This is a genomic window from Enterobacter sp. JUb54 (assembly GCF_014298075.1).
Taxonomy (GTDB): Bacteria; Pseudomonadota; Gammaproteobacteria; order Enterobacterales; family Enterobacteriaceae; genus Klebsiella; species Klebsiella lignicola.
Genome location: NZ_CP060418.1, coordinates 482,972 through 505,512 on the forward strand (window position 1 = coordinate 482,972; position 22,541 = coordinate 505,512).

Below are 22,541 nucleotides of genomic sequence, written 5' to 3' on the forward strand. Positions count from 1 at the left end.
CGTATAGATTGAACGTATGACATGCTTCTGTAAACAGGGTTATCGCTATCAGATTTTAGTAATTCGCTATAAATCATGTGGTTATGATTTATAGCGAATGTTATTTCAGCAGTGCAAAATCAGTTACTTCAGAGACATCTGGTTGTGCTCTCAGCGTAACCAGGATGCAATGGTCGGAGTAGCACAAGTTTCATGATGACTAATAATCACTTAGTGAGAATTTTCTCAGAAAAATAGAAAGACCGTTGGTTGTCATAACAAAATAAAACTTGACTGAGGTCATACTTACGCATTAAACAACGGTAATGCATGCATAAAAATGTGAAGTTGCCGGATGTGTATGCCCGTACCGGGGTCGTGGATAAAGACGTTTCGGACTGGAGAGATCGTCAAAGGATGAAGAATTAATGAACTGGCAGTGGGTGTCTTTTTTTGGCGATAGTACCGTGCTGTTACCCAGCGCGGCCGCATTGTTCGTGGTCTTATTTTTGCGCAGACCGTCAAGATTGCTGGCCTGGCAATGGGGATTGCTGTTTGGTATTACTGGCGCCATTGTTTGTGCATCCAAACTGGCCTTTATGGGCTGGGGGATCGGCATTCGCGAGATTGACTTCACTGGGTTCAGCGGGCATACCGCACTTTCTAGCGCTTTCTGGCCGATATTCCTGTGGTTACTTTGTGCCCGTGGCACGGTTTCGCTGCGTCGGGCTGCCATTGCGGCGGGCTATGTCGTCGCAGGTCTGGTAGGGTATTCCCGCTTAGCGATCCATGCACATTCGACATCGGAAGTGATTGCCGGGTTGATGCTGGGTGCATGTGGAAGCGCGCTGTTCTTGTTGGTTCAACGACGAGCATCAGGTGCCGTTAATACCCAGCTTTCCTGGGGAAGCGTGTTGAGCCTGATTATCGTCCCCATCGTACTCCTGAATACAGGAACTAAAGCACCGACTCAGTCTTTACTGGGAGAGATCGCTGTCAGGCTTGGGCCTCTGGAAAAGCCCTTTACCCGAGCGGAGCTACATCAGCGGGTATACTGATCGTTTGTTAACATCGAATGGCATCAGAGAGACTAATAGATTTCAGCGTCACCGTTAAATTTTCATATTGGTGAAATAATTCGTTGGTATGTCATCCTGAGTAATATTAACGAGAATAGCGATGATGATAATGTGGGTGAGAAGAATCCTAAATAGCTGTATGGGCTTGCATTTTAAAAAATATATAATTTGTCAAGTGCAATAACCCTGGGATAAGTATTAATTTTTGTAGTTGACTTATGAAAATGGGATTGTTTTTTTTGTTCTGGCTGAGTGTGTTAAAGTCATTAAAAACAATCTGTTACGAATGCTATCTGGCTTCGTGCTCTTATGGCATTCAGTTCCAACTCAATATCATTGAATAATCTTATTGAATGACAACCACTTGTCGGATGAGTCACTTTCTATTGTTTTTATGAGTGAATAAGTGTCATTTACACTCCCATTTTACAGCAGAATCTCGTAAACTTGATGCCGCAAAAATTATAAATAGTGCTTGATAATTAGGCGCGTAAGCCGCCAGTCAAAAATAGAATAAAGTGAAGTACAGTGCATTGGTAGCTGTTAAGCCAAGGGCGGTAGCGTCTGTAAAGACATAGCGCATAGCGCCACAGGCTTATCTCCATCTGTTAGAAATTCCTAAATCCTGCTCCAGCAGGTGATTCTCCTGAAGACCTGTATATAATCGGCTATCGTTCAGTCGCGGATGGTGCCTAATGCTGTCGGTTGTGCTGGGGAACTGGCATCGGCAGTAGTACATGGCTTTGATGCAATGGAGAGCAGGACTAAATCTTTTCACCGGTAAGTTACTTCATAAGTTCACAGATGATGAATATTGCATCATCACCGTCGAACTAACATACTACGACTGGCGTCCGAGTGCGCTCTCTAAACTCATACTCCCCATTGACTCCCGGCTTGTGGAAAAGGGGCTAAAAATGGATCTTGTACAATGATGAAAATCGCGCGTATTGCACTTGCTTTGGGGCTGTTGACATCGGTGAGTGCGCAGGTTTATGCCTCTGGTCTGGTACTGAATGATAATGAACTTCGTAACGATCTGTCCTGGCTTTCGGACAGGGGCGTTATCCAGCTTAGCCTTTCTACCTGGCCGTTAAGTCAGGAGGAAATCACTCGCGCGTTAAAAAAAGCTAAACCATCCTACTCTTCCGAGCAGGTTGTGCTAGCGCGTATTAATCAACGACTTTCCTCTATAAAGGCTGATTTTCGTGTTAGCGGCTATACCTCTACTGACCAACCGGGAACGCCGCAGGGCTTTGCGCAAAGTCAGCCTGCGGATAATTCGCTATCGCTAGCCTTTAATAATAGTGGCGACTGGTGGGATGTTCATCTGCAGGGGAATGTGGAAGGCGGAGAGCGAATTAGCAATGGCTCACGTTTCAATGCTAACGGCGCCTACGGTGCGGTAAAGTTCTGGAACCAGTGGCTGTCGTTTGGCCAGATGCCGCAGTGGTGGGGGCCGGGTTATGAAGGTAGCCTGATCCGCGGTGATGCAGCGAGACCAATGACCGGGTTCCTGATGCAGCGCGCAGAACAGACGGCACCTGAAACCTGGTGGTTACGCTGGATTGGCCCCTGGCAGTATCAGATTTCTGCCAGCCAGATGAATCAATATACCGCGGTACCGCATGCCAAGATCATCGGTGGCCGCCTGACCTTCTCCCCGTTCCAGTCACTGGAACTTGGGGCTTCACGCATTATGCAGTGGGGAGGGGAGGGACGTCCGCAGTCATTCAGTAGTTTCTGGGACGGTTTTACCGGACAGGATAATACCGGTACCGATAATGAACCGGGTAACCAACTGGCCGGTTTCGATTTTAAATTTAAGTTAGAGCCAACTCTGGGCTGGCCGGTAAGTTTCTACGGGCAGATGGTCGGCGAGGATGAAGCGGGTGGACTGCCATCGGCCAACATGTTCCTCGGTGGCGTTGAAGGACACCATGGCTGGGGTAAAGATGCGATCAACTGGTATGTGGAAGCACACGATACCCGTACTAATATGAGCCGTACGGATTATAGCTATACTCACCACATTTATAGAGATGGTTATTATCAACAGGGATATCCGCTGGGTGATGCGATGGGGGGAGATGGGCAGTTATTTGCCGGCAAAGTTGAACTGGTGACCGAAGATAATCAGCGCTGGAGTGCCCGTCTGGCCTACGCCAAAGTGAACCCTGAGGATCAATCTATCAACAAGGCATTCCCGCACTCGGACACTTTGAAGGGAATACAGTTGGGATGGAGCGGAGATGTGTATAAGACCGTGAGACTGAATACGTCGTTATGGTATACCAATGCGGACCATAGTGACAGTGATGATGTTGGCGCAAGTGCCGGGATTGAGATTCCATTTAGTTTATAGGCTGAATGCTGTAGCTAGCGAAGAAAATGATGTAAATTCTGCATTTTTCTAGGTGAAACCATGCGGGAATAAAGTGGTGGAACACAGCTAGCTCAGGAATTAGCAAATTTTAGTTTACTGATGATGTGACATTATGAATAAAAAAATTGTGAGATTTTCGGCATTAGCGTTGGCAATAGGGTTTTTATCGGGTTGTACCATCATGCCAGGTCAAGGACTCAACAGTCTAAGAAAAAATGTCGTTGAATTGCCTGATAGTGATTATGATTTGGATAAACTGGTTAATGTCTATCCGATGACGCCAGGTCTTGTCGAACAACTACGTCCGGAAACAGTGCTGGCACAATCGAATCCCCAATTAGATAATTTGCTTAAAAGCTATGAATATCATATTGGAGTTGGTGATATATTGATGGTAACAGTATGGGATCACCCTGAACTGACCACTCCAGCAGGCCAATACCGTAGTGCGAGTGATACTGGTAACTGGGTTAACTCCGACGGCACAATCTTCTATCCATATATTGGCAAAGTACAGGTGGCTGGAAAAACTCTTTCCGAGGTACGACAAATCATTGCAAGTCGTTTGACTACCTATATCGAAAGCCCACAGGTTGATGTCAGTATTGCGGCGTTTAGATCACAAAAAACGTATGTAACAGGGGAAGTAGTAAAGTCAGGACAACAGCCAATCACAAATATTCCTTTGACGGTTATGGATGCAATTAACGCAGCGGGTGGCCTGGCACCAGATGCAGATTGGCGGAATGTTGTACTTACACATAATGGTAAAGATACCAAAATATCTCTGTATGCATTGATGCAAAAAGGCGATTTGACTCAGAACCATCTGCTATATTCAGGAGATATTCTATTTGTCCCGCGTAATGATGATCTAAAAGTATTCGTAATGGGAGAAGTCGGAAAGCAAAGTACCATGAAGATGGATCGCAGCGGTATGACGCTGGCCGAAGCATTGGGTAATGCTGAAGGAATATCACAGGCAATGAGTGATGCGACTGGTGTCTTCGTTGTACGTCAGTTGAAAGGGGACAAACAAGGAAAAATCGCTAATATCTATCAGCTTAATGCACAAGATGCATCAGCGATGGTATTAGGCACAGAATTCCAGTTGCAACCATACGACATTGTTTATGTTACAACAGCTCCATTGGTTCGTTGGAATCGTGTGGTATCTCAATTAGTACCGACGATTTCAGGTGTGCATGACATGACAGAAACTGCTCGTTTTATTCGAAACTGGTAATAATTATGTTTGATTCAATTCTAGTCGTTTGTACCGGTAATATTTGTCGCTCTCCTATTGGAGAGCGTTTCTTACGTAAATACCTAGTCGACAAAAAAATAGATTCTGCTGGTACAGGAGCCCTTGTTGATCATGGTGCAGACGCATCTGCCGTGAGAATTGCATCCAATCATGGCTTGTCGTTAGAAGGACATAAAGCTCAGCAGTTTACTTCTTTACTCGGAAGGCAATATGATTTGATTTTAGTGATGGAAAGATCTCATATTGATCAAATTGGTAGAATAGCGCCTGAAGCAAGAGGAAAGACTATGCTTTTTGGACATTGGCTTAATCAACGAGAGATACCTGATCCATATCGCAAAAGTGATGAAGCATTTTCTTCAGTATATCAATTAATCGAACAGGCCGGTCAACTGTGGGTTGAAAAACTTAGCTTAAATAATCAGGGAAACGTGCATGTCATCCGTAAAAAATAAACCTGTAGATAAAGAAATAGAAGACATTGATCTAAGTCGCTTAATTGGTGAGGTTATTGATCACCGTAAGCTAATAATATCCATTGTTTCATTGCTTACTCTTTTAGCATTGGTTTACGCGTTATTTGCGACACCTGTGTATCAGGCTGATGCGTTAGTTCAAGTAGAGCAAAAACAAGGCAACGCTATTTTAAGTAATTTGAGTCAGATGCTGCCTGATGGACAGCCACAATCTGCACCTGAAATCGCCCTGCTAAGATCTAGAATGATTTTAGGGAAAACCGTTGATGATTTGAATCTTCAATCTATAGCAACACAGCACTATTTCCCTCTTTTTGGCAAAGGTTTTGCTCGTTTAAGTGGAGAGAAACCTGCGCAAATTTCGATTTCAAGGTTGTATGTAGCTAAAAAAGATGATGAAACTCCGAAGTTAAAACTTAAAGTAGTAGATGCATCTAATTATATTATCTCTTCAGATGATACGGAATTACATGGGAAAGTTGGTCAGTTACTCGATGACAAAGGTATTTCAATTAAGGTTGATAAATTAGATGCTGAAGCAGGTGTTGTCTTCGATATAGAATATGTATCTAAATTGAAGGCAATAACATCACTGCAAGACGTATTAAATATATCAGATCAGGGTAAGGACACTGGAATACTCTCTATATCATTGACTGGTAGCGACCCTGATTTAATTAAACAAATTGTTGACAGTATCAGTAATAATTATTTAGCTCAAAACATTTCAAGGCAAGCTGCGCAAGATGCAAAAAGTTTAGATTTTCTGTCAGAGCAATTACCTAAAGTTCGTGGTGACTTGGATGTTGCAGAGGATAAACTTAATGCTTATAGAAGGCAGAATGATTCTGTAGATTTATCTCTTGAAGCAAAGTCTGTACTTGATCAAATAGTCAATGTTGATAATCAGCTAAATGAATTAACTTTTCGTGAATCAGAAATTTCACAACTTTTCACGAAGGAGCATCCTACATATAAAGCTTTAATGGAGAAAAGGAAGACTTTACAGGATGAAAAAGGAAAACTAAATAAACGAGTGACGGCAATGCCGGAAACTCAACAAGAGATTCTTCGATTAAGTAGAGATGTTGAATCTGGTCGTGCTGTTTATATGCAGTTATTGAATCGACAGCAAGAGCTTAATATAGCTAAATCGAGTGCAATTGGGAATGTGCGTATAATTGACGATGCAGTCACTCAACCAATCCCAGTCAAGCCCAAAAAAGTCCTGATAGTTCTGGCTGGAATGATTTTTGGAGCTATGCTCTCAATTGGTATTGTTCTTCTTCGCGTTTTTTTACGCAGAGGGATAGAAAGTCCAGAACAGTTGGAAGAAATTGGAATAAATGTTTATGCAAGTATTCCAGTATCGGAAGAATTTGCTAAAAGAACGAATAAAATCAAGAACAGTCGACGGAAAAATAATGCAGAAATTAATCATGGATTATTGGCAATTGATAATCCAGCTGATTTAGCCATAGAGGCAATTCGTGGTTTAAGAACAAGTCTGCATTTTGCCATGATGGAGTCAAGAAATAACGTATTAATGATTTCTGGTGCTAGCCCTAATGCAGGTAAAACCTTTGTAAGTTCTAACTTAGCATCTATTATTTCGCAGACTGGTAAAAAAGTATTATTCGTCGACACTGATATGCGTAAGGGTTATACCCATAAGCTGTTTAATATGGGAAATGAAAATGGGCTTTCAGATTATTTATCGGGAAAGATAGATTTAAGTAAAGCCGTTAAAAAAGTATCAGTTACCGGTTTTGATTATATATCTAGAGGCATGGTGCCACCAAATCCTGCAGAGTTATTGATGCATAAACGATTTGATGAGTTAATCAGTTGGGCGAGTAGTAACTACGATATAGTTATATTAGATACACCACCAATATTAGCTGTCACTGACGCAGCAATAATTGGTAACTACGCTGGAACAACATTACTCATTGCGCGTTTTGAACTGAATACAGCAAAAGAAATTGATGTTAGCGTTAAACGATTCGAGCAAAGTGGTGTTGTAGTTAAGGGATGCATATTAAACGGAGTAGTTAAGAAAGCAAGTACCTATTATGGCTATGGCTATAGTACTTATGGTTATAGTTATACAGATAAAGAATAATGATTGGGCGGTGGTAGTTAGGGACGAGTACCACCGCCATTCTGCTAGTAATATTTACTATGTGATATTAAAATGGAATTATGTATATATATACTAAGATTAAATGACAGTGATGATAAATTATAAGTGTCTATTTACTAGTCGTAATTATACGATCCTAAAAGAAAAACGTAAGTAATACTCTGTATTTACAATTTTTATCTTACCAGAGTTTCTATTATGAATGATAAGAGTAATGATGATCTTATAATCCTCCAGACAAGATTATACTATGTTTATAACATTTCATTTTTGATGCTAATGTTTTTTGGTGTGTTATTTAGCCCACATATTGCATTTTGGTCATGTGTGTTTTTATTAATGGGTGCATTCTCAAAATCTAAAATAATAAGAGAGGGCATAACAGCTATAGCTATAGTAATGTTGTTGTTTGCTGCAGTTTCTAGGGAGATAGGTTTCAGTTTGTCTGACGACTTAATTGGCACTTATATGCCAATTTTGAATAAGTGGAAAGAGTATGGGACATTTGAATCTACCGGGCTTGGTATTGAGCTCGGTATAGTTATATATCTTGATTTTATACTTAATTTTATCAAAATAACAGATGCAAGAACGCTATTGTTCTTTTGTGTATTATTTACTTTGACTTTTTATTTAATTTGGATAAATCTTTTCTTTTCAAAGAGTGTTGATAAAAAAGAACAGGGCATGGCAATCGCCATATCTCTAGCGTTTATGCAGGTTGGTTTATTGACTCAAACGCTCAGACAGGAGATGGCAACTCCTTTTCTATTGATGGCAATTTATATCTGGGATAAAAAGAAATTTCCGAGTGTTCTTTTTATAATAATAGCTACTTTTATACATAGCAGTTCGTTAATTATATTTGTTTTTTACTTATTATTTCCTTCAGTTAGATTCTGGGGGAAAGTGTTTATTTTTGTCTCTCTTTTTGCTTTTTCATTATGTATCTCACTATTTCCCGGTGTGGTAATAAATGTATTCAATGCATTGTACCTACCTTTTTTAGCTAAAAAAATACAGTACTACTTAACTGCCAGAGCATCAGGGGCTTCAGAAATTATTGCTGCAGGTAAGTTTTATCTCCTTATCATTTTCATCATGATTGCCAATAATATTTTTTTAAAGAAAGAAATTTCTAAAATAGATGGGATAAATAGGAAGATATACGAATTTTGTTTATGGGGTAGTATATGTAATATGAGTTTTGTTACATTGCCAAATGCTAGTAGATTCTTTCTTATTATACCTGGTTTTTTCATATATTATGTATTTTTACCTATTAGTAAAAAATACCCAAATTTCTTTAGGTTTTTGATATTAGTATTTGTACTTTTCTCTTTGTTTGAACCCCAACGATTAGTTGGAGGTGGAATCCCTGGTTTTGAATTGTGGGATACTTATAACTGGTTCGAATTAACTCCATTTTATTATGTCAGTGATCTTTTTAGTAAGTGATTCACATGGTAAATATCCGATAATTTGGAGTGACTATTAAAGTGATAGAGGTAATATGCGTACATTCAAATTTATAATGTTGTTCCTATTATCATTTAAATGCTATTCAACAGAAATGTTAGTTGGTGTTGGTATACACCCGACGACTTTTAATGGCTCTACAGAGCAGTTGATATCACTATTAAAGCATTACAACATAACCACAACAAGAACTGACTATCCATGGAGTTCTGTGGAGAAAGAGAAAGGGAAATATAAGCCAGGCAAGGAGAAGCTAGAATCATTCATAAATACTAGTGCAGAGAATGGAATTAAACCGCTTCTAATATTGGACTATGGCAATCCTGTTTATGATGTAGCAACTCCAGAAAATCCTAAAAGAAAACCAACGACTGATGCTTCTATATTGGCATTTAAGAATTATTCACTTTGGACAGTGAATCACTTTGGCAGTAAAGTTTCAATGTATGAAATTTGGAATGAATGGGTACAAGGTTCGGGTAAAAGGAATTTACAAGCAGGCTCGAGCATTGAATCAGCAAACATGTATGCTAAATTAGTATCTGAAACATGTACTGCAATTAAAAAGAACTACCCCGATAAAAAAGTAATTATTGGCTCTACTTCGCCATCGGATCGTAATGAATTAAAATGGCTTTCGGCTGTATTGAAAGAAAAAAATGTATTATCGTGTATTGATGGACTTTCTTTGCATATTTATGCCTCTTCTCCAACCAAAAAGTTAATTCCTGAGAAAACAGTAACAGCAGTAATGTTATTTCAGAATTTCATTCGGAATGAGTTAGAACTTGGATACAATATTCCACTGTATATTACAGAGATAGGAGTGCCAAGTTTAAAAAATAACAATTATAGCGAACAAGACATAAGTGCATATTTTGAATACATTGTGAAAAATTTTAGCGAACTGGGATATGTGAAAGGTGTTTGGTGGTATGATTTTATTAATGATGGTGTTGACAGAACAAAAAAAGAGCATAATTTTGGTATACTGAATGAAAATTTAACTGGAAAGCCCATCGCGGAAAGCATGCGAAATAATAACAAATTAGAGTAATGAAAGTAACTATTGAATAGTATAGCATTATCATAGTTATACTAGTTAATTTTAAGTATAACAATACTACATAATGATCGAGTCATAGACTTATAAAGGGAAAACGCATGAGTTCCAAAAATATTTACATTGATCCGAGATGGAAAAATGCTGGAGGTATTGGTACCTTTTACGAAAAAATAAACGAAATAAATAACTATAAAAAAATCGGTTTTAAAGGAAGTCCTGCTTCTCCTGTAGATACAATCCGTACCTCTAAAAAGATGTTATTTAATAAAGATGCAGTAGTTTTTTTTCCTGGTTATATACCACCTCTCTATAGCAATATGCCATATGTATTTACTATTCACGATTTAAACCATCTTGATAGAGAGGATAATTCAAGTTGTGCCAAGAAAATATTTTATAACACAATAATAAAAAAAGGATGTAAAGACGCTTCCTATATTTTCACTGTATCTAACTTTTCAAAACAGAGAATAATTGAATGGGCTGGAGTGTCTAGTGATAAAGTAATCAATGTAGGTAATGGTGTGTCAGATGCATATCGACCTGATGGGGACTTCATTAATTTTGGATTTGAGTATTTGCTTTGTGTAAGTAATAGGAAAACACATAAAAATGAAATTGGCGTATTAAATGCTTTTAAAATTGCTGATATAGATAAAAAAGTAAAATTGGTTTTTACAGGGAAACCCAACGAAACTATTAAAGTTCAAATAGACAAGTTAGAGCTTAGAGATCGAGTTGTATTTACTGGTTACTTGGATACTTCTGAACTACCGAAATTATATAGGTCTGCATGTGCCTTAGTATTCCCATCTTTTTATGAAGGATTTGGTCTTCCAGTAATAGAGGCTCAAGCCAGCGGCATTCCTGTTATTACTTCAGCATCGACCTCCCTGGGTGAGGTTTCTGGAGACGCTGCGATACTAGTTGATCCGTGCCAAATTAGTGAAATTGCATTAGGCATCGAAAGGGTACTAAATAGCAAGAATGAATGTTATGAAATGATCCAGAAGGGATTGTTAAATGCTAAGAATTATACTTGGGAAAAAACCGCTAAAATTGTTGATACGTATTTAACAAGTATAAAATAAATTTAACTATGAGGTGAAATCTAGGATTTTATATTGAATTTCGCGATTTAAACTTTCAATATAAACAGTAAATTAATTGATGGAACTAAGTAATGAACACTCCCAATAAAAAAATCCTAATTCTTAGTCACACAGGTCCATATTCAACATTTAAAATTGGAAGTCATCACTATGCTAATATGTTAAGTGAACTGGGATATAGTGTCTACTATTCGGGTATTTCAAATTCTTTTTTTCATAAGTTAAGGCGATTTATAGCTAAAGAAAATAAGCCGAGTAAAAAGATAAAAGACACTGTTATCGATAAAGATATTAAAACGTTTCTTCCCCTAACAATGAAAGAGACATGGTTCAAAAGAGTTATAAATGATTTTTATGCAACGAAGATAATTGATAACAAAATATTTCATATAGAGTATGATATTGTAATATGTGATTATCCATTCTTTTATCCAGTGTTAAAGAATATAAATTATAAAAAATTAATTTATAGGCCTACAGATAATTATGCGGCAATGAGTGGGCCGAAAGTTAGAGTTTATGAAAGTAAAATATGCTTAGAAGCGTATAAAATAATATCAACTTCAGATGTTGTTAGAAACGAACTCATTGAAAACTATGGCCAACAATTAAAAGATAAAACACACGTTATAGAAAATGGATATGACCAAAATTTATTTTATAATAAAAATGAAACAGTAAATAGAAATCATTGTGTATATATTGGTGCGCTGGACTATAGATTTGATTTTATAGCATTAAAGCATTTGGCTGAAAATAACCCAAATGTGTTTTTTGATATTTATGGACCAATACCCAAAAATTATTCTTCTGTAATAAAACCTAATTTCCTTAAATGTGAAAATGTAACATTCAAAGGGGAGTTGGATTATCTAAATGTGCCTGATATCCTTAATCGCTATAAAGTAGGACTGCTTCCTCTTGTTGATAATGATTCAAATAAAGGCCGAAGTCCGATGAAGTTATGGGAGTATCTATCTTGTGGTCTGAATGTTGTCTATGCCAATATTGACCACGTTGGAGCAATTCCGTGTTTGTATAGATATAGTGATCTTCTAGATATAGATTCGATATTTAAAAAAGCATATGATGAAATTGAAAAGCCAAGCAGTCTTTTAGCAGAAATAGAGTCTAACTCATGGAGTGGGAAAGTTAACTTACTTTTAAAATATATGGGATAGAACTTTTCTAGCGGGATTGTATGCAAATTAATGATTAATTATGTTGTATTGCACATCCATTATTTTGAAACTTATCACTGTATCGATTAAAACTAATTATTAGACTGTTCCATTTTTTGATGGTGCTAATTACTATGGATTATAAGGTTTATTTATGTCAAAAGAGCTAAACGTTGGAATAGTAGCAGACTGGTTAGTTACCTACGCAGGTGCTGAGAGAGTCATTAAGGAATTTGTAGACCTTTATCCGGCATCTGAACTTTATGCAGTGGTTGATTTTTTAACAGATGAATCAAGAGCGAACTTTCATAATAAAAGGGCTAAAACTACATTTATTCAAAAGCTTCCTTCTTCAAACAAAAAATATCAAAAATATTTACCATTTATGCCATTGGCTATTGAACAACTAGATGTTTCTTCGCATGATATAGTTATTTCAAGCAGTCATGCAGTTGCTAAAGGAGTATTAACTGGACCTGATCAATTACATATAAGTTATGTTCACTCTCCTATCCGCTATGCATGGGATCTTCAGCATCAGTACTTAAAAGAAGCTGGATTAAATAAAGGACTTAAGGGGCTTTTGGCTAAATTAATCTTGCATAAAATCCGATTGTGGGACGTTAGGACTGCAAATGGTGTAGATCATTTCATTGCAAACTCTCATTTTATAGCAAGAAGAATTAAAAAAGTATATGGACGTAATGCGGATGTCATCTATCCACCAGTTGATGTAGAGCGCTTTAGCTTTTGTGAAGAGAAAGAGAATTACTATTTTACAGCATCAAGACTTGTCCCATACAAACGCATAGATCTTATTGTTGAAGCATTTAGTCAGATGCCTGATAAGAAATTAGTTGTCATTGGTGATGGTTCAGAGATGAGTAAAATTAAATCAAAAGCCAGCAAGAATATAGAAATTCTTGGATACCAACCTAATCATGTTATGGAAGAATACATGAGAAAGGCAAAAGCATTTGTTTTTGCTGCAGAAGAAGATTTTGGCATTACTCCAGTAGAAGCTCAGGCATGTGGTACTCCAGTTATTGCTTTCGGTAAGGGTGGGGCATTGGAAACAATTCGTCCACTTGATGTTGTAGGGCCAACAGGTCTATTTTTCAATGAACAAAATATTGGGTCTGTAATTGCTGCTGTAAATAGTTTTGAGCATGAGTTACATCATATCGAACCTGAAAACTGTAGAACAAACGCTTTACAGTTCTCAAATGAACGTTTCCGAAGAGAAATAAATAAATATGTAGAGCAAAAATGGTGTTTATTTAAAGAATCCAAAAAAATTGAATATTAATAGAGTTTTATACTATTTTGAGAATGATGAACTATATTATTTGATATTTAATATTTTAAATTGTTGACCTATGGTTAAAAAGAGTGAAACCAGCATGACAACTTATATTCATCGAGCGCGGTCAAACGCAAATGCTTCGCTTATCTCAATGGTACAACGTTTTTCAGATATTACGATTATCTTTGTCGGACTGTATGTTATTTGTCTTGCCAATGGAATTGAGTTTGGGTATACACAGACATTACTTTCATTAGCTGTGCTAGTAGTGTTCCAGATGATTGGGGGGATAACTGACTTTTATCGTTCGTGGCGAGGTGTTAAGATATCTGCTGAGTTAATTTTAATTCTTAAAAACTGGACTCTCAGCATACTATTAACATTGGGTTTAGTATCATTATATTCGGATTTTGAAATAAGTTTAACAATATTCATTCAGTGGTATTTGATAGTGACCATTGGATTTATATGTTGCCGTTCATCAATCAGATTAGGTGCAGGAGCATTACGTAAGTTGGGGTATAACACCAGGCATGTCGCAGTAGTTGGTTCTATGCCGGCTGGTGTTAATCTATTAAAGGGATTTATGGAGGAGCCATGGTTGGGGTTTATAGTGAAAGGTATTTATGATGATAACCCTATTGATGATTATGAAGGGGTACCTTACGCAGGAACATTAAGCAAGCTAATCCAAGATGCTAGAGATGGAAAGTTGGACCGTATATATATAGCTCTTGGTATGAAAGATGAGGGGAAAATAAAAGAAATAGTTAGTCAACTTACTGATACAACATGTTCAGTTCTATTGATTCCAGATTTATTTACCTTTAATATCCTGCAATCTCGAACTGAAGAGATAAATGGAGTGCCTGTGGTATCCTTGTTTGATACACCACTTAATGGCATCAATATGATATTTAAACGATTAGAAGATATCATTGTGTCAATGATTATTATTCTTCTGATTTCTCCAGTGTTAATTGTTATTTCATTAGCTGTTAAATTATCTTCTCCAGGGCCTGTTATTTTTAGACAGGTACGGTACGGTATGGACGGAAAACCGATTAAAGTTTGGAAATTTCGATCAATGACTGTAATGGAAAACGATGATAAGGTTGTACAGGCAACGAAGAATGATATACGAATTACCAAGGTAGGTAAGTTTTTGAGAAGTACATCATTAGATGAATTACCTCAGTTCTTTAATGTACTATTTGGTCAAATGTCAGTCGTCGGTCCTCGGCCTCACGCAGTATCGCATAATGAACAATATCGCTCATTGATCCAAGGTTATATGCTTAGACATAAAGTTAAACCAGGTATTACTGGATTAGCTCAGGTGAACGGATGGCGAGGGGAAACGGACACCTTAGAAAAAATGGAAAAGCGGGTGGAGTTTGACTTGATTTACATCAGAGGGTGGAGTATTTGGCTTGACATGAAAATTATTTTTCTAACAATATTTAAAGGGTTTGTAAATAAATCTGCATATTGATTACTTTATTCGTGTCTTTGATTTTATAAAATTAAAGGCATAGCATGAGACAAATTATTCGATGAGTAAAATATCCTATATTTTTAAGGAGCGCTCCATCGCAAATATTATCTGGCTTATGTCGGATAGTATTTTGCGACTTGGTATGGGGTTTATAATAAATGTATGGTTAGCTAGGTATTTGGGACCTTCGGAGTTTGGTTCATTTAACTATGCATTCGCTATGATCGCAATTTATTCTGCAGTTGCTTCTTTAGGAATGAATGGAGTTGTTGTACGCGAGTTGGTCAAAGGCGATATAGACAATATTACAATAATGGGAACATCCTTTGTTCTCCAGGTTATTGGTAGCTTATCCGCCTCTGTTTTGGTCATTTTTACTGTAATGGTATTAAGGCCAGGCGAATCAACGTTAATGCTGACTGTTATATGCATGTTACCTTCTGTGATATTTCGCTCTTCTGATATTATCAAATATTGGTTTGAATCGACAGTCTCGTCAAAGTATACTGTCATTTCGCAAAACGTAGCTTTTTTCATTAGCGCATTCTTGAAAATTTTGATCATATCTTGCGGAGGAAGTTATTATCTCATCGCGATAACTGTCTCCATTGAAGCTTTTTTGCTATCAGTATTATTATTTTTCTTTTATAGGAAAAAAAATAAGCAATTCCAATGGCGATTTAATTATGCAGAAGCCAAAAGACTACTAAACATTAGTTGGCCGCTTGTTCTTTCTGGCGTAGCTCTGATGCTATATATGCGCATAGATCAGATAATGATTGGAAATATTATTGGTGATGCTGCAGTTGGGATTTATTCTGTCGCGGTAAAAATGGTTGAGGTATGGTATTTTATACCCGTTGCGATAGTATCATCATTATTTCCAAAAATCATTAAACTTCGTGAGCAGAGCATAGAGTCTTATGATAAGCGTTTGCAATTCCTTTATGATATATTAGTTATTATTGGTGTTACTCTTGCACTTACTATCACGTTTGTTTCAGATTACATCATTTCTCTACTTTATGATCATCACTATTTTGCTGCGTCTAAAATTATTAAATTATATGCGTGGGTGAGTATTTTTTATTTCCTGAGCTCAGCTAGTGGTCGATGGTATATTAATGAAGGATTGCAGAAGTTCGCTTTAACCAGGAATTTGGCTGGACTTGCCATTGGCATTATTCTTAATTATATGTTGATTCCTAAATATGGTGCGGAGGGTTCGGTTTACGCAACTTTGATTGCATTTGGATGTGCAGGATATTTGTTTGATGCATTAAGTACAAGAACCAGATATGCTTTTATTCAAAAAACGAAGTCACTTTGGTTACCTGGAAATATTTGTAGGTTAATAAGTTATTATAAAGGAAAATAAGATGGGTCGTAGCGTAATATTTTATGGTGCATTTGATAGATATAATTATGGCGATAATTTGATGCCATTGTTGTTAGCCGAATACTTAAAGGATAGTAATCCAACGCTTACAGATGCTAATTTTGTATTTTCATCAATTAGTAATTCAGACCTAAGCCGATATTTATGCAAACCAACAGTTGCTATGAAAGATTTACTAAATGTTGATGAGGGTTCTTCTGTTATAATCGTTGGTGGTGAAGTGCTTGGTGCAGATATTGGCGTCTTGTATACGCATGTTCAAACAAGTCATTTCAAAGTCCAATGCATTAGATTCATGAGAAGAATCGTTCCTGGTTTTATAAATAGAATTGCGCGAAATGCATATGGGTCGGTATGGGACTTTCCTTATATACCAGAAAAAAAATCTTTTAAAAATAAAGTAAATATTATATTTAATACAGTTGGTGGAATACCTGTAAAATCTCAAGAGATTAACATTAAGCATTCAGATTACATCTCAGTAAGGGATAACAGAACATATGAGGTTATTTCTAAGTTTGCGAAAGCTAAGTTAGTTCCTGATTCTGTATTGATGGCTTCTGGTGTTATTGATCTTGAATTCGTTGAATCTAAGGTAAGATCTGAATTAATTACTAGATACGCCAGTAAAAAATATATTACCATTCAAGCCTGCCCATACAAAGTTGATTTCACTCCTGATGAATTAGCTAAAGAGTTATCTAAATTTGATACAGAATATGACGTTGTATTGTTACCAATAGGCTATGCTAGTGGTCACGATGATGTAATGTTCTTAAATAAGGTTAATCTTGTTTCTGGTAATAAATATTTTTTAGAAGATGATTTGAATGTCTGGGAGATTATGTATTTAATTATTAAGTCACAAGCATTTTATGGAACAAGTTTGCACGGTGTTATTACTGCAATGTCCTTTAGAGTCCCACATTACTGCATTAACAAAAACATCGCTAAGTTAACGTCATTTCTAGATACATGGAGTGTGTCTCCTTATAACAAACCCATTCACATATCAGAAATATCGAGTACTTTAGAGAATTCGCATGCATCGATAGATGATTTGGATAAGGCTGTTATAAAAGCCCAAAGTATTATTTTTGAAAGTATTTCTGATTTTTCAAAAATATTGTGACTAAATAAGGTATAAACCATCCACTTTAAAAGTTATTTAAAATGATTGCTATTTTAGTCGTCTTGTATGGTAAAGAAATATCTGAGTCAGCAACAATTTCCTCTCTTCTAACATCTGGTTTAGTAGGGGCCAAAGTTATTCTTCATAACAACGGACCTAGTGAAATTAGTATATCAAGTGAGGAGCAAAAAAAATTCGATGCCAGTGGTAATGATTTTGTGTTAGCTAATTGCATAGACAATAAACCTCTCTCGACTATATATAATGACTTCGTTAGAGAAAATTCTCAGTGTGATGTACTGTCATTCTTTGACGACGATTCGACTATACCAAAGAAATATGTCAGCATCATAACATCCAGGGAGTTTGAAATTGAGCTCCCTAAAATATTGTCTCGAATAGATAGTAAAATTTATTACCCACTGGTCGATAAACGAGTGTTTAACGATGATGGAGTAATGATAGGTAATAATATTTTTTCAATAGGTTCAGGGTTGACGCTTACTAAAGGAGTTATCGAAAAATTTATAAAGCATCAAATGGAATTATTTGATGAGCATTATGCATTGTATGGGGTTGACTTTAGTTTTTTTAGACGCTTGCATGCCTTACAAACAAAAGGAGAGCGCTTTTCGATTTCCTCCAATTTTACTCTGTTGCATTCATTGTCTAAGGTTGAATCTGTACAATCGAAGTTTAGACATGACGAGCGTTTAATTGACTTCGCATTGACAGTCAGACATTATCCTAGTACTCGCTTATATTTGGCATTCATCAAAAAAAATATTTTATGCCTTCTTAAATTAAAAATTAAAGATAATATTTTGATGGTAATGACTTTTTTAAATGGTTCGCATCCAAGATGTGCAAAATTGAAGTAAATAAGGTCCTTGTTTAGCATGTAACGCATATGTTGAATTTCGCCAGCATTAGTCATTTTATTACTGATTAATTTTGGTGCTGGCTCATTAACCATAGTCTTTATCAGATATGTTTAGCGCTTTTGGTTACCAATGTGATTCTATGTGAACAAGTCCTTTTTAGACTATGCTCATCATCAGGTTTAAGCTAACATAATCATCAAATTTAAGCTGCGAACGTGTCGCAGTGACCACACCAGACAGGAGTATGTAATGTCCAAGCAACAGATCGGGGTTGTCGGTATGGCAGTGATGGGGCGCAATCTTGCTCTCAACATCGAAAGCCGTGGTTATACCGTCTCTGTTTTCAACCGCTCCCGTGACAAGACCGAAGAAGTCATTGCCGAAAACCCTGGCAAGAAACTGGTCCCGCATTATACCGTTCAGGAGTTTGTCGAATCCCTTGAAACTCCGCGCCGTATTCTGTTAATGGTGAAAGCAGGCGCTGGTACAGACAGTGCGATTGATTCCCTGAAGCCGTATCTGGATAAAGGAGACATCATTATTGATGGTGGTAACACTTTCTTCCAGGATACTATCCGTCGTAATCGTGAACTCTCCGCAGAAGGTTTTAACTTCATTGGTACCGGTGTCTCTGGTGGTGAAGAGGGGGCGCTTAAGGGCCCGTCTATCATGCCCGGTGGCCAGAAAGAAGCTTATGAACTGGTAGCTCCAATCCTTGAGCAGATTGCTGCCCGTGCTGAGGACGGAGAACCCTGCGTCGCTTACATCGGTGCTGATGGTGCGGGCCACTATGTGAAAATGGTTCATAACGGCATTGAATACGGCGATATGCAGTTAATTGCTGAAGCGTATGCCTTACTGAAAGGCGGTCTGGCTCTTTCTAATGACGAACTGGCAACAACCTTTACTGAGTGGAATGAGGGCGAGCTTAGCAGCTACCTGATTGACATCACCAAAGACATCTTTACTAAGAAAGATGAAGACGGTAAATACCTAGTTGATGTGATTCTGGATGAAGCAGCGAATAAAGGAACGGGCAAATGGACTAGCCAAAGCTCGCTTGATTTAGGTGAACCACTATCTCTGATTACTGAATCTGTTTTCGCACGTTATATCTCGTCACTGAAAGACCAGCGTGTGGCAGCCTCTAAAGTTCTGACAGGGCCAAAAGCTCAAACTGTTGCTGACAAAGCTGAGTTTGTAGAGAAAGTACGTCGTGCTCTATATCTGGGTAAAATCGTATCTTATGCTCAAGGTTTCTCCCAACTGCGTGCCGCATCTGATGAGTATAACTGGGACCTGAACTACGGAGAGATTGCTAAAATTTTCCGTGCTGGTTGCATTATCCGGGCTCAGTTCTTGCAGAAAATTACAGATGCTTATGAGCAGAATGTAGGTATCGCCAACTTGCTGTTGGCACCATACTTCAAACAAATTGCTGATGACTATCAGCAGGCACTGCGCGATGTTGTTGCTTATGCAGTTCAGAATGGTATTCCTGTACCAACGTTTTCTGCTGCAATTGCTTATTACGACAGCTATCGCTCTGAGGTCTTGCCTGCTAACCTGATTCAGGCTCAGCGTGATTATTTTGGTGCTCATACTTACAAGCGTACTGATAAAGATGGCATTTTTCATACAGAGTGGATGGAATAACTGATCCTAGATGCATCAGGAAGACCCTGTTTATAAGCAGGGTTTTTTTGCGTCTAATTTTGTCAAAAAATATCTAGTGCCCTATTAAGTGTTATAATCTTATTCATAATAATTAAATATAATGCTAATCATGAATACTATTTACATAAACGGTAGATTTCTCACTCAAAAATTAACAGGTGTTCAACGCTTTGCGTATGAACTGGTATTGCATTTATCCCGTTTACGTTCTGATGTTATTATATTAGTACCTAATATATTATCCATCCAGAAAGAATACCCTACAAAAGGTTTGAATATCCATGAGCTTACTGGGGGGAAAGGGCATTATTGGGAACAGATTACGTTACCATTATTCATGATGAGGAAGAAATCTCGGTTACTTGTCAATTTATGTAATACTGGGCCGGCATTTTATAAAAATCAAATCGTAGCCTTACATGATATTTCATATGTTCGATATCCTTCAAGTTTCTCAAGAAAATTCTGTATTTTTTATTCAAGTCTTACTCCTTTTTTGCTTAGAAACTCCAAAGCTGTAATTACTGTCAGTAATTTCTCGAAAAATGAAATTATTAAATATTATAATCATGGGAAAGATAATGTTTTTGTTATTTCAAATGCTGTGAGTGAAAGGTTTTATGAGGGAATAACTTCTAAAAATGATGATTCTGAGTATTTTTTGACTGTCTCATCAATTAATCATCATAAAAATATTAAACGTCTCATTCAGGCGATTTTAAAAAGTGGCCTAAAAATACATCTTAAAATTATCGGTGGTACAACGCAAGTGTTTAGGAATGTCAATATTGACATAAATGATCCTAGGATATCTTTTCTAGGACATGTTAATGATGATGAACTTGCTAAATTATATAAAGGTGCAAAAGCGTTTATATTTCCATCATTGTATGAGGGTTTTGGTATACCACCATTAGAGGCTCAATCTTGTTTATGTCCTGTTATTTCCTCTAATCGATCAGCAATGAAAGAAGTTTTACATGATAGTGTTTTATATTTTGACCCAGAGTGTAACTACCAGATAATCAAAGCTATCTCCTTACTAAATAATGATAAAGAGTTAAGGTTTATGCTAACAGCTAAAGGGAGATGTAATGTACGTAGGTTTTCATGGGTAAGTTCAGCCCAAAAACTTAGTTCTTTAATTGATAAGGTTTCCTTTGAAAGATAAATTGAATGATTTGTTTCTGATTTGCGGTATGTAGTAGTCTTTTTTTAGTTTCGATGTTGTTTTTTTATGATGTTTTGAAATGCAGGGTAACTAAAATAGGTGATTAAATGATAAGTGTACAACAATTGCGAGGCATTGCTGTTCTCCTCGTTGTTTTGTTTCATATGACAACTAAGTTACGGGATAATGGCATTTGGGAGTATGGTTTTTCTATCGGAATGTCTGGCGTTGATATATTCTTTGTGATATCTGGCTTCATAATGATGCTGATCTCAAATCGGGAAAACAATTTTTTTGTTTTTTTATTAAAGAGAGTTATTAGAATATACCCAGTCTATTTAATAGTAGCTACGGTTTTTATTTTAATGTTTTATTCTTTTCCCGGGATATCAAACGCCCATAACCTAGACAAAAAATTCTCATTGATTAATACTTTAACTTTACTCCCCATAGATAATAATATAGTTATGGTTGGTTGGACGTTAAGCTATGAGCTATTCTTTTATCTAGTGTTTGCTATATGTATGCAGTTCTCTATAAAAAAAGAGTTTTCTATACCTTTGGTTATTCTTAGCTTGTTCATTTTAGGGCGATTGTGCAATAATGATTTTTTAAGTAATTCGGTTGTATTTGAGTTTGTTCTTGGTATTTTTTCGTACCTTGTTTATAAGGGGAGATGTTTTCCAAAGAGTGCAGCGGTGAAAATTTTAATGATCTTTATCTCTGTGGGGTGGATGTATTACTCCCCGGCAGGAATTCGTTTTATTGATTTGGGTATTCCCAGTTTTATTATATTTAATTCGTATGTTAGTTTGTTCAAAAATGCTGGGAAAGGCGTGCTGTCCACTATAGGTGATGCATCATATTCTATATATCTTACACATCTTCTATCCATTAGTGCGGTTTTTTTAATAGAGCATAGATTTTTGGGGATAAACAACCCTATTTTACTTTATATATCAATGCTTCTACCTGCCTTAGTGTTTGGTATCATTTTTCATATGTATATAGAAAAACCAGTAATTAATTATTTAAACTCCAAAACAAAGCGATTAGTCCTTAAAAATATCTAAAGTTGTAGTGTTTTAAGGTATGCAGTAGCTGTAATTTATCTATTTTTTCAGTAATCCTTTTTTGAAAGAGCGGTGTAGTTCCACATACACTTCTCTTTTACTTACTTAATTATTTCAACTAGTTAAGGATAGGTATTTTTGTCTTGTCAAGAATGGAAGTATGGTAGATAAAAAATTACGTTGGTATTTTTCACTTTATTTTATTGTTTTTTTAGTTTTTTGCGCTGTTG

Annotated in this window: 17 protein-coding genes; all 17 read left to right on the plus strand. The window is 36.8% G+C overall.

Features of this window, described 5'->3' with window-relative positions; translation table 11 throughout:
- Positions 1-407: 407 nt before the first annotated feature.
- The 17 genes from HF679_RS02115 (at position 408) to HF679_RS02195 (ending at position 22,311) form a co-directional block, all read left to right on the plus strand.
- On the plus strand, positions 408-1,037 hold the full coding sequence (locus HF679_RS02115; protein WP_154144252.1) for a phosphatase PAP2 family protein: 630 nt from the start codon (positions 408-410) through the stop codon (positions 1,035-1,037).
- A 952-nt stretch (positions 1,038-1,989) separates the two neighbouring features.
- Positions 1,990-3,423: a capsule assembly Wzi family protein gene (locus tag HF679_RS02120; protein ID WP_154144253.1), complete on the plus strand. Its 1,434-nt coding sequence runs from the start codon at positions 1,990-1,992 to the stop codon at positions 3,421-3,423.
- Positions 3,424-3,556: 133 nt separating this feature from the next.
- The gene (locus tag HF679_RS02125) at positions 3,557-4,690 is read left to right on the plus strand and encodes a polysaccharide export protein (RefSeq protein ID WP_187042549.1); all 1,134 of its coding nucleotides are present in this window, start codon (positions 3,557-3,559) and stop codon (positions 4,688-4,690) included.
- Positions 4,691-4,695: 5 nt separating this feature from the next.
- The gene (locus tag HF679_RS02130) at positions 4,696-5,166 is read left to right on the plus strand and encodes a protein tyrosine phosphatase (protein WP_187042550.1); all 471 of its coding nucleotides are present in this window, start codon (positions 4,696-4,698) and stop codon (positions 5,164-5,166) included.
- Positions 5,147-7,312 (plus strand): polysaccharide biosynthesis tyrosine autokinase, encoded by a 2,166-nt coding sequence (locus tag HF679_RS02135; protein ID WP_187042551.1) that lies wholly within the window; start codon positions 5,147-5,149, stop codon positions 7,310-7,312. The genes HF679_RS02130 and HF679_RS02135 overlap by 20 nt, the downstream gene beginning before the upstream one ends.
- 219 nt (positions 7,313-7,531) lie before the next feature.
- Positions 7,532-8,791 carry an EpsG family protein gene (locus HF679_RS02140; protein WP_187042552.1) on the plus strand — a complete coding sequence of 420 codons (1,260 nt, stop codon included), beginning with the start codon at positions 7,532-7,534 and terminating at the stop codon, positions 8,789-8,791.
- Between the two features lie 55 nt (positions 8,792-8,846).
- Positions 8,847-9,869: a glycosyl hydrolase gene (locus HF679_RS02145; RefSeq protein ID WP_187042553.1), complete on the plus strand. Its 1,023-nt coding sequence runs from the start codon at positions 8,847-8,849 to the stop codon at positions 9,867-9,869.
- 107 nt (positions 9,870-9,976) lie between these two features.
- Entirely contained in the window at positions 9,977-10,969 is a 993-nt protein-coding gene (locus HF679_RS02150; protein WP_187042554.1) for a glycosyltransferase family 4 protein, read from the plus strand.
- Between the two features lie 92 nt (positions 10,970-11,061).
- Complete coding sequence (locus HF679_RS02155) at positions 11,062-12,171, plus strand: hypothetical protein (protein WP_187042555.1); 1,110 nt, start codon at positions 11,062-11,064, stop codon at positions 12,169-12,171.
- A gap of 154 nt (positions 12,172-12,325) precedes the next feature.
- On the plus strand, positions 12,326-13,480 hold the full coding sequence (locus tag HF679_RS02160) for a glycosyltransferase family 4 protein (RefSeq protein WP_187042556.1): 1,155 nt from the start codon (positions 12,326-12,328) through the stop codon (positions 13,478-13,480).
- 94 nt (positions 13,481-13,574) lie between these two features.
- Positions 13,575-14,972: an undecaprenyl-phosphate glucose phosphotransferase gene (wcaJ, locus tag HF679_RS02165; RefSeq protein ID WP_187042557.1), complete on the plus strand. Its 1,398-nt coding sequence runs from the start codon at positions 13,575-13,577 to the stop codon at positions 14,970-14,972.
- 61 nt (positions 14,973-15,033) lie between these two features.
- Positions 15,034-16,353: a flippase gene (locus HF679_RS02170; protein ID WP_187042558.1), complete on the plus strand. Its 1,320-nt coding sequence runs from the start codon at positions 15,034-15,036 to the stop codon at positions 16,351-16,353.
- A gap of 1 nt (position 16,354) precedes the next feature.
- The gene (locus HF679_RS02175; RefSeq protein WP_187042559.1) at positions 16,355-17,506 is read left to right on the plus strand and encodes a polysaccharide pyruvyl transferase family protein; all 1,152 of its coding nucleotides are present in this window, start codon (positions 16,355-16,357) and stop codon (positions 17,504-17,506) included.
- Positions 17,507-17,547: 41 nt separating this feature from the next.
- Positions 17,548-18,387 carry a glycosyltransferase family 2 protein gene (locus HF679_RS02180; protein ID WP_187042560.1) on the plus strand — a complete coding sequence of 280 codons (840 nt, stop codon included), beginning with the start codon at positions 17,548-17,550 and terminating at the stop codon, positions 18,385-18,387.
- A gap of 252 nt (positions 18,388-18,639) precedes the next feature.
- Positions 18,640-20,046: an NADP-dependent phosphogluconate dehydrogenase gene (gene gndA, locus HF679_RS02185; RefSeq protein ID WP_187042561.1), complete on the plus strand. Its 1,407-nt coding sequence runs from the start codon at positions 18,640-18,642 to the stop codon at positions 20,044-20,046.
- A gap of 130 nt (positions 20,047-20,176) precedes the next feature.
- Positions 20,177-21,238, plus strand: a complete 1,062-nt coding sequence (locus HF679_RS02190) for a glycosyltransferase family 4 protein (protein ID WP_187042562.1) — start codon at positions 20,177-20,179, stop codon at positions 21,236-21,238.
- Positions 21,239-21,345: 107 nt separating this feature from the next.
- The gene (locus HF679_RS02195; RefSeq protein ID WP_187042563.1) at positions 21,346-22,311 is read left to right on the plus strand and encodes an acyltransferase family protein; all 966 of its coding nucleotides are present in this window, start codon (positions 21,346-21,348) and stop codon (positions 22,309-22,311) included.
- The last annotated feature ends 230 nt before the right edge of the window (positions 22,312-22,541 follow it).

Coding starts and splice junctions, on each gene's coding strand:
- HF679_RS02140 (WP_187042552.1), top strand. CDS start 7,532: ATGAATGATAAGAGTAATGATGATCTTATAATCCTCCAGACAAGATTA.
- HF679_RS02190 (WP_187042562.1), top strand. CDS start 20,177: ATGAATACTATTTACATAAACGGTAGATTTCTCACTCAAAAATTAACA.
- HF679_RS02160 (WP_187042556.1), top strand. CDS start 12,326: ATGTCAAAAGAGCTAAACGTTGGAATAGTAGCAGACTGGTTAGTTACC.
- HF679_RS02120 (WP_154144253.1), top strand. CDS start 1,990: ATGATGAAAATCGCGCGTATTGCACTTGCTTTGGGGCTGTTGACATCG.
- wcaJ (WP_187042557.1), top strand. CDS start 13,575: ATGACAACTTATATTCATCGAGCGCGGTCAAACGCAAATGCTTCGCTT.
- HF679_RS02130 (WP_187042550.1), top strand. CDS start 4,696: ATGTTTGATTCAATTCTAGTCGTTTGTACCGGTAATATTTGTCGCTCT.
- HF679_RS02180 (WP_187042560.1), top strand. CDS start 17,548: ATGATTGCTATTTTAGTCGTCTTGTATGGTAAAGAAATATCTGAGTCA.
- HF679_RS02135 (WP_187042551.1), top strand. CDS start 5,147: ATGTCATCCGTAAAAAATAAACCTGTAGATAAAGAAATAGAAGACATT.
- HF679_RS02155 (WP_187042555.1), top strand. CDS start 11,062: ATGAACACTCCCAATAAAAAAATCCTAATTCTTAGTCACACAGGTCCA.
- HF679_RS02170 (WP_187042558.1), top strand. CDS start 15,034: ATGAGTAAAATATCCTATATTTTTAAGGAGCGCTCCATCGCAAATATT.
- HF679_RS02145 (WP_187042553.1), top strand. CDS start 8,847: ATGCGTACATTCAAATTTATAATGTTGTTCCTATTATCATTTAAATGC.
- gndA (WP_187042561.1), top strand. CDS start 18,640: ATGTCCAAGCAACAGATCGGGGTTGTCGGTATGGCAGTGATGGGGCGC.
- HF679_RS02195 (WP_187042563.1), top strand. CDS start 21,346: ATGATAAGTGTACAACAATTGCGAGGCATTGCTGTTCTCCTCGTTGTT.
- HF679_RS02125 (WP_187042549.1), top strand. CDS start 3,557: ATGAATAAAAAAATTGTGAGATTTTCGGCATTAGCGTTGGCAATAGGG.
- HF679_RS02175 (WP_187042559.1), top strand. CDS start 16,355: ATGGGTCGTAGCGTAATATTTTATGGTGCATTTGATAGATATAATTAT.
- HF679_RS02150 (WP_187042554.1), top strand. CDS start 9,977: ATGAGTTCCAAAAATATTTACATTGATCCGAGATGGAAAAATGCTGGA.
- HF679_RS02115 (WP_154144252.1), top strand. CDS start 408: ATGAACTGGCAGTGGGTGTCTTTTTTTGGCGATAGTACCGTGCTGTTA.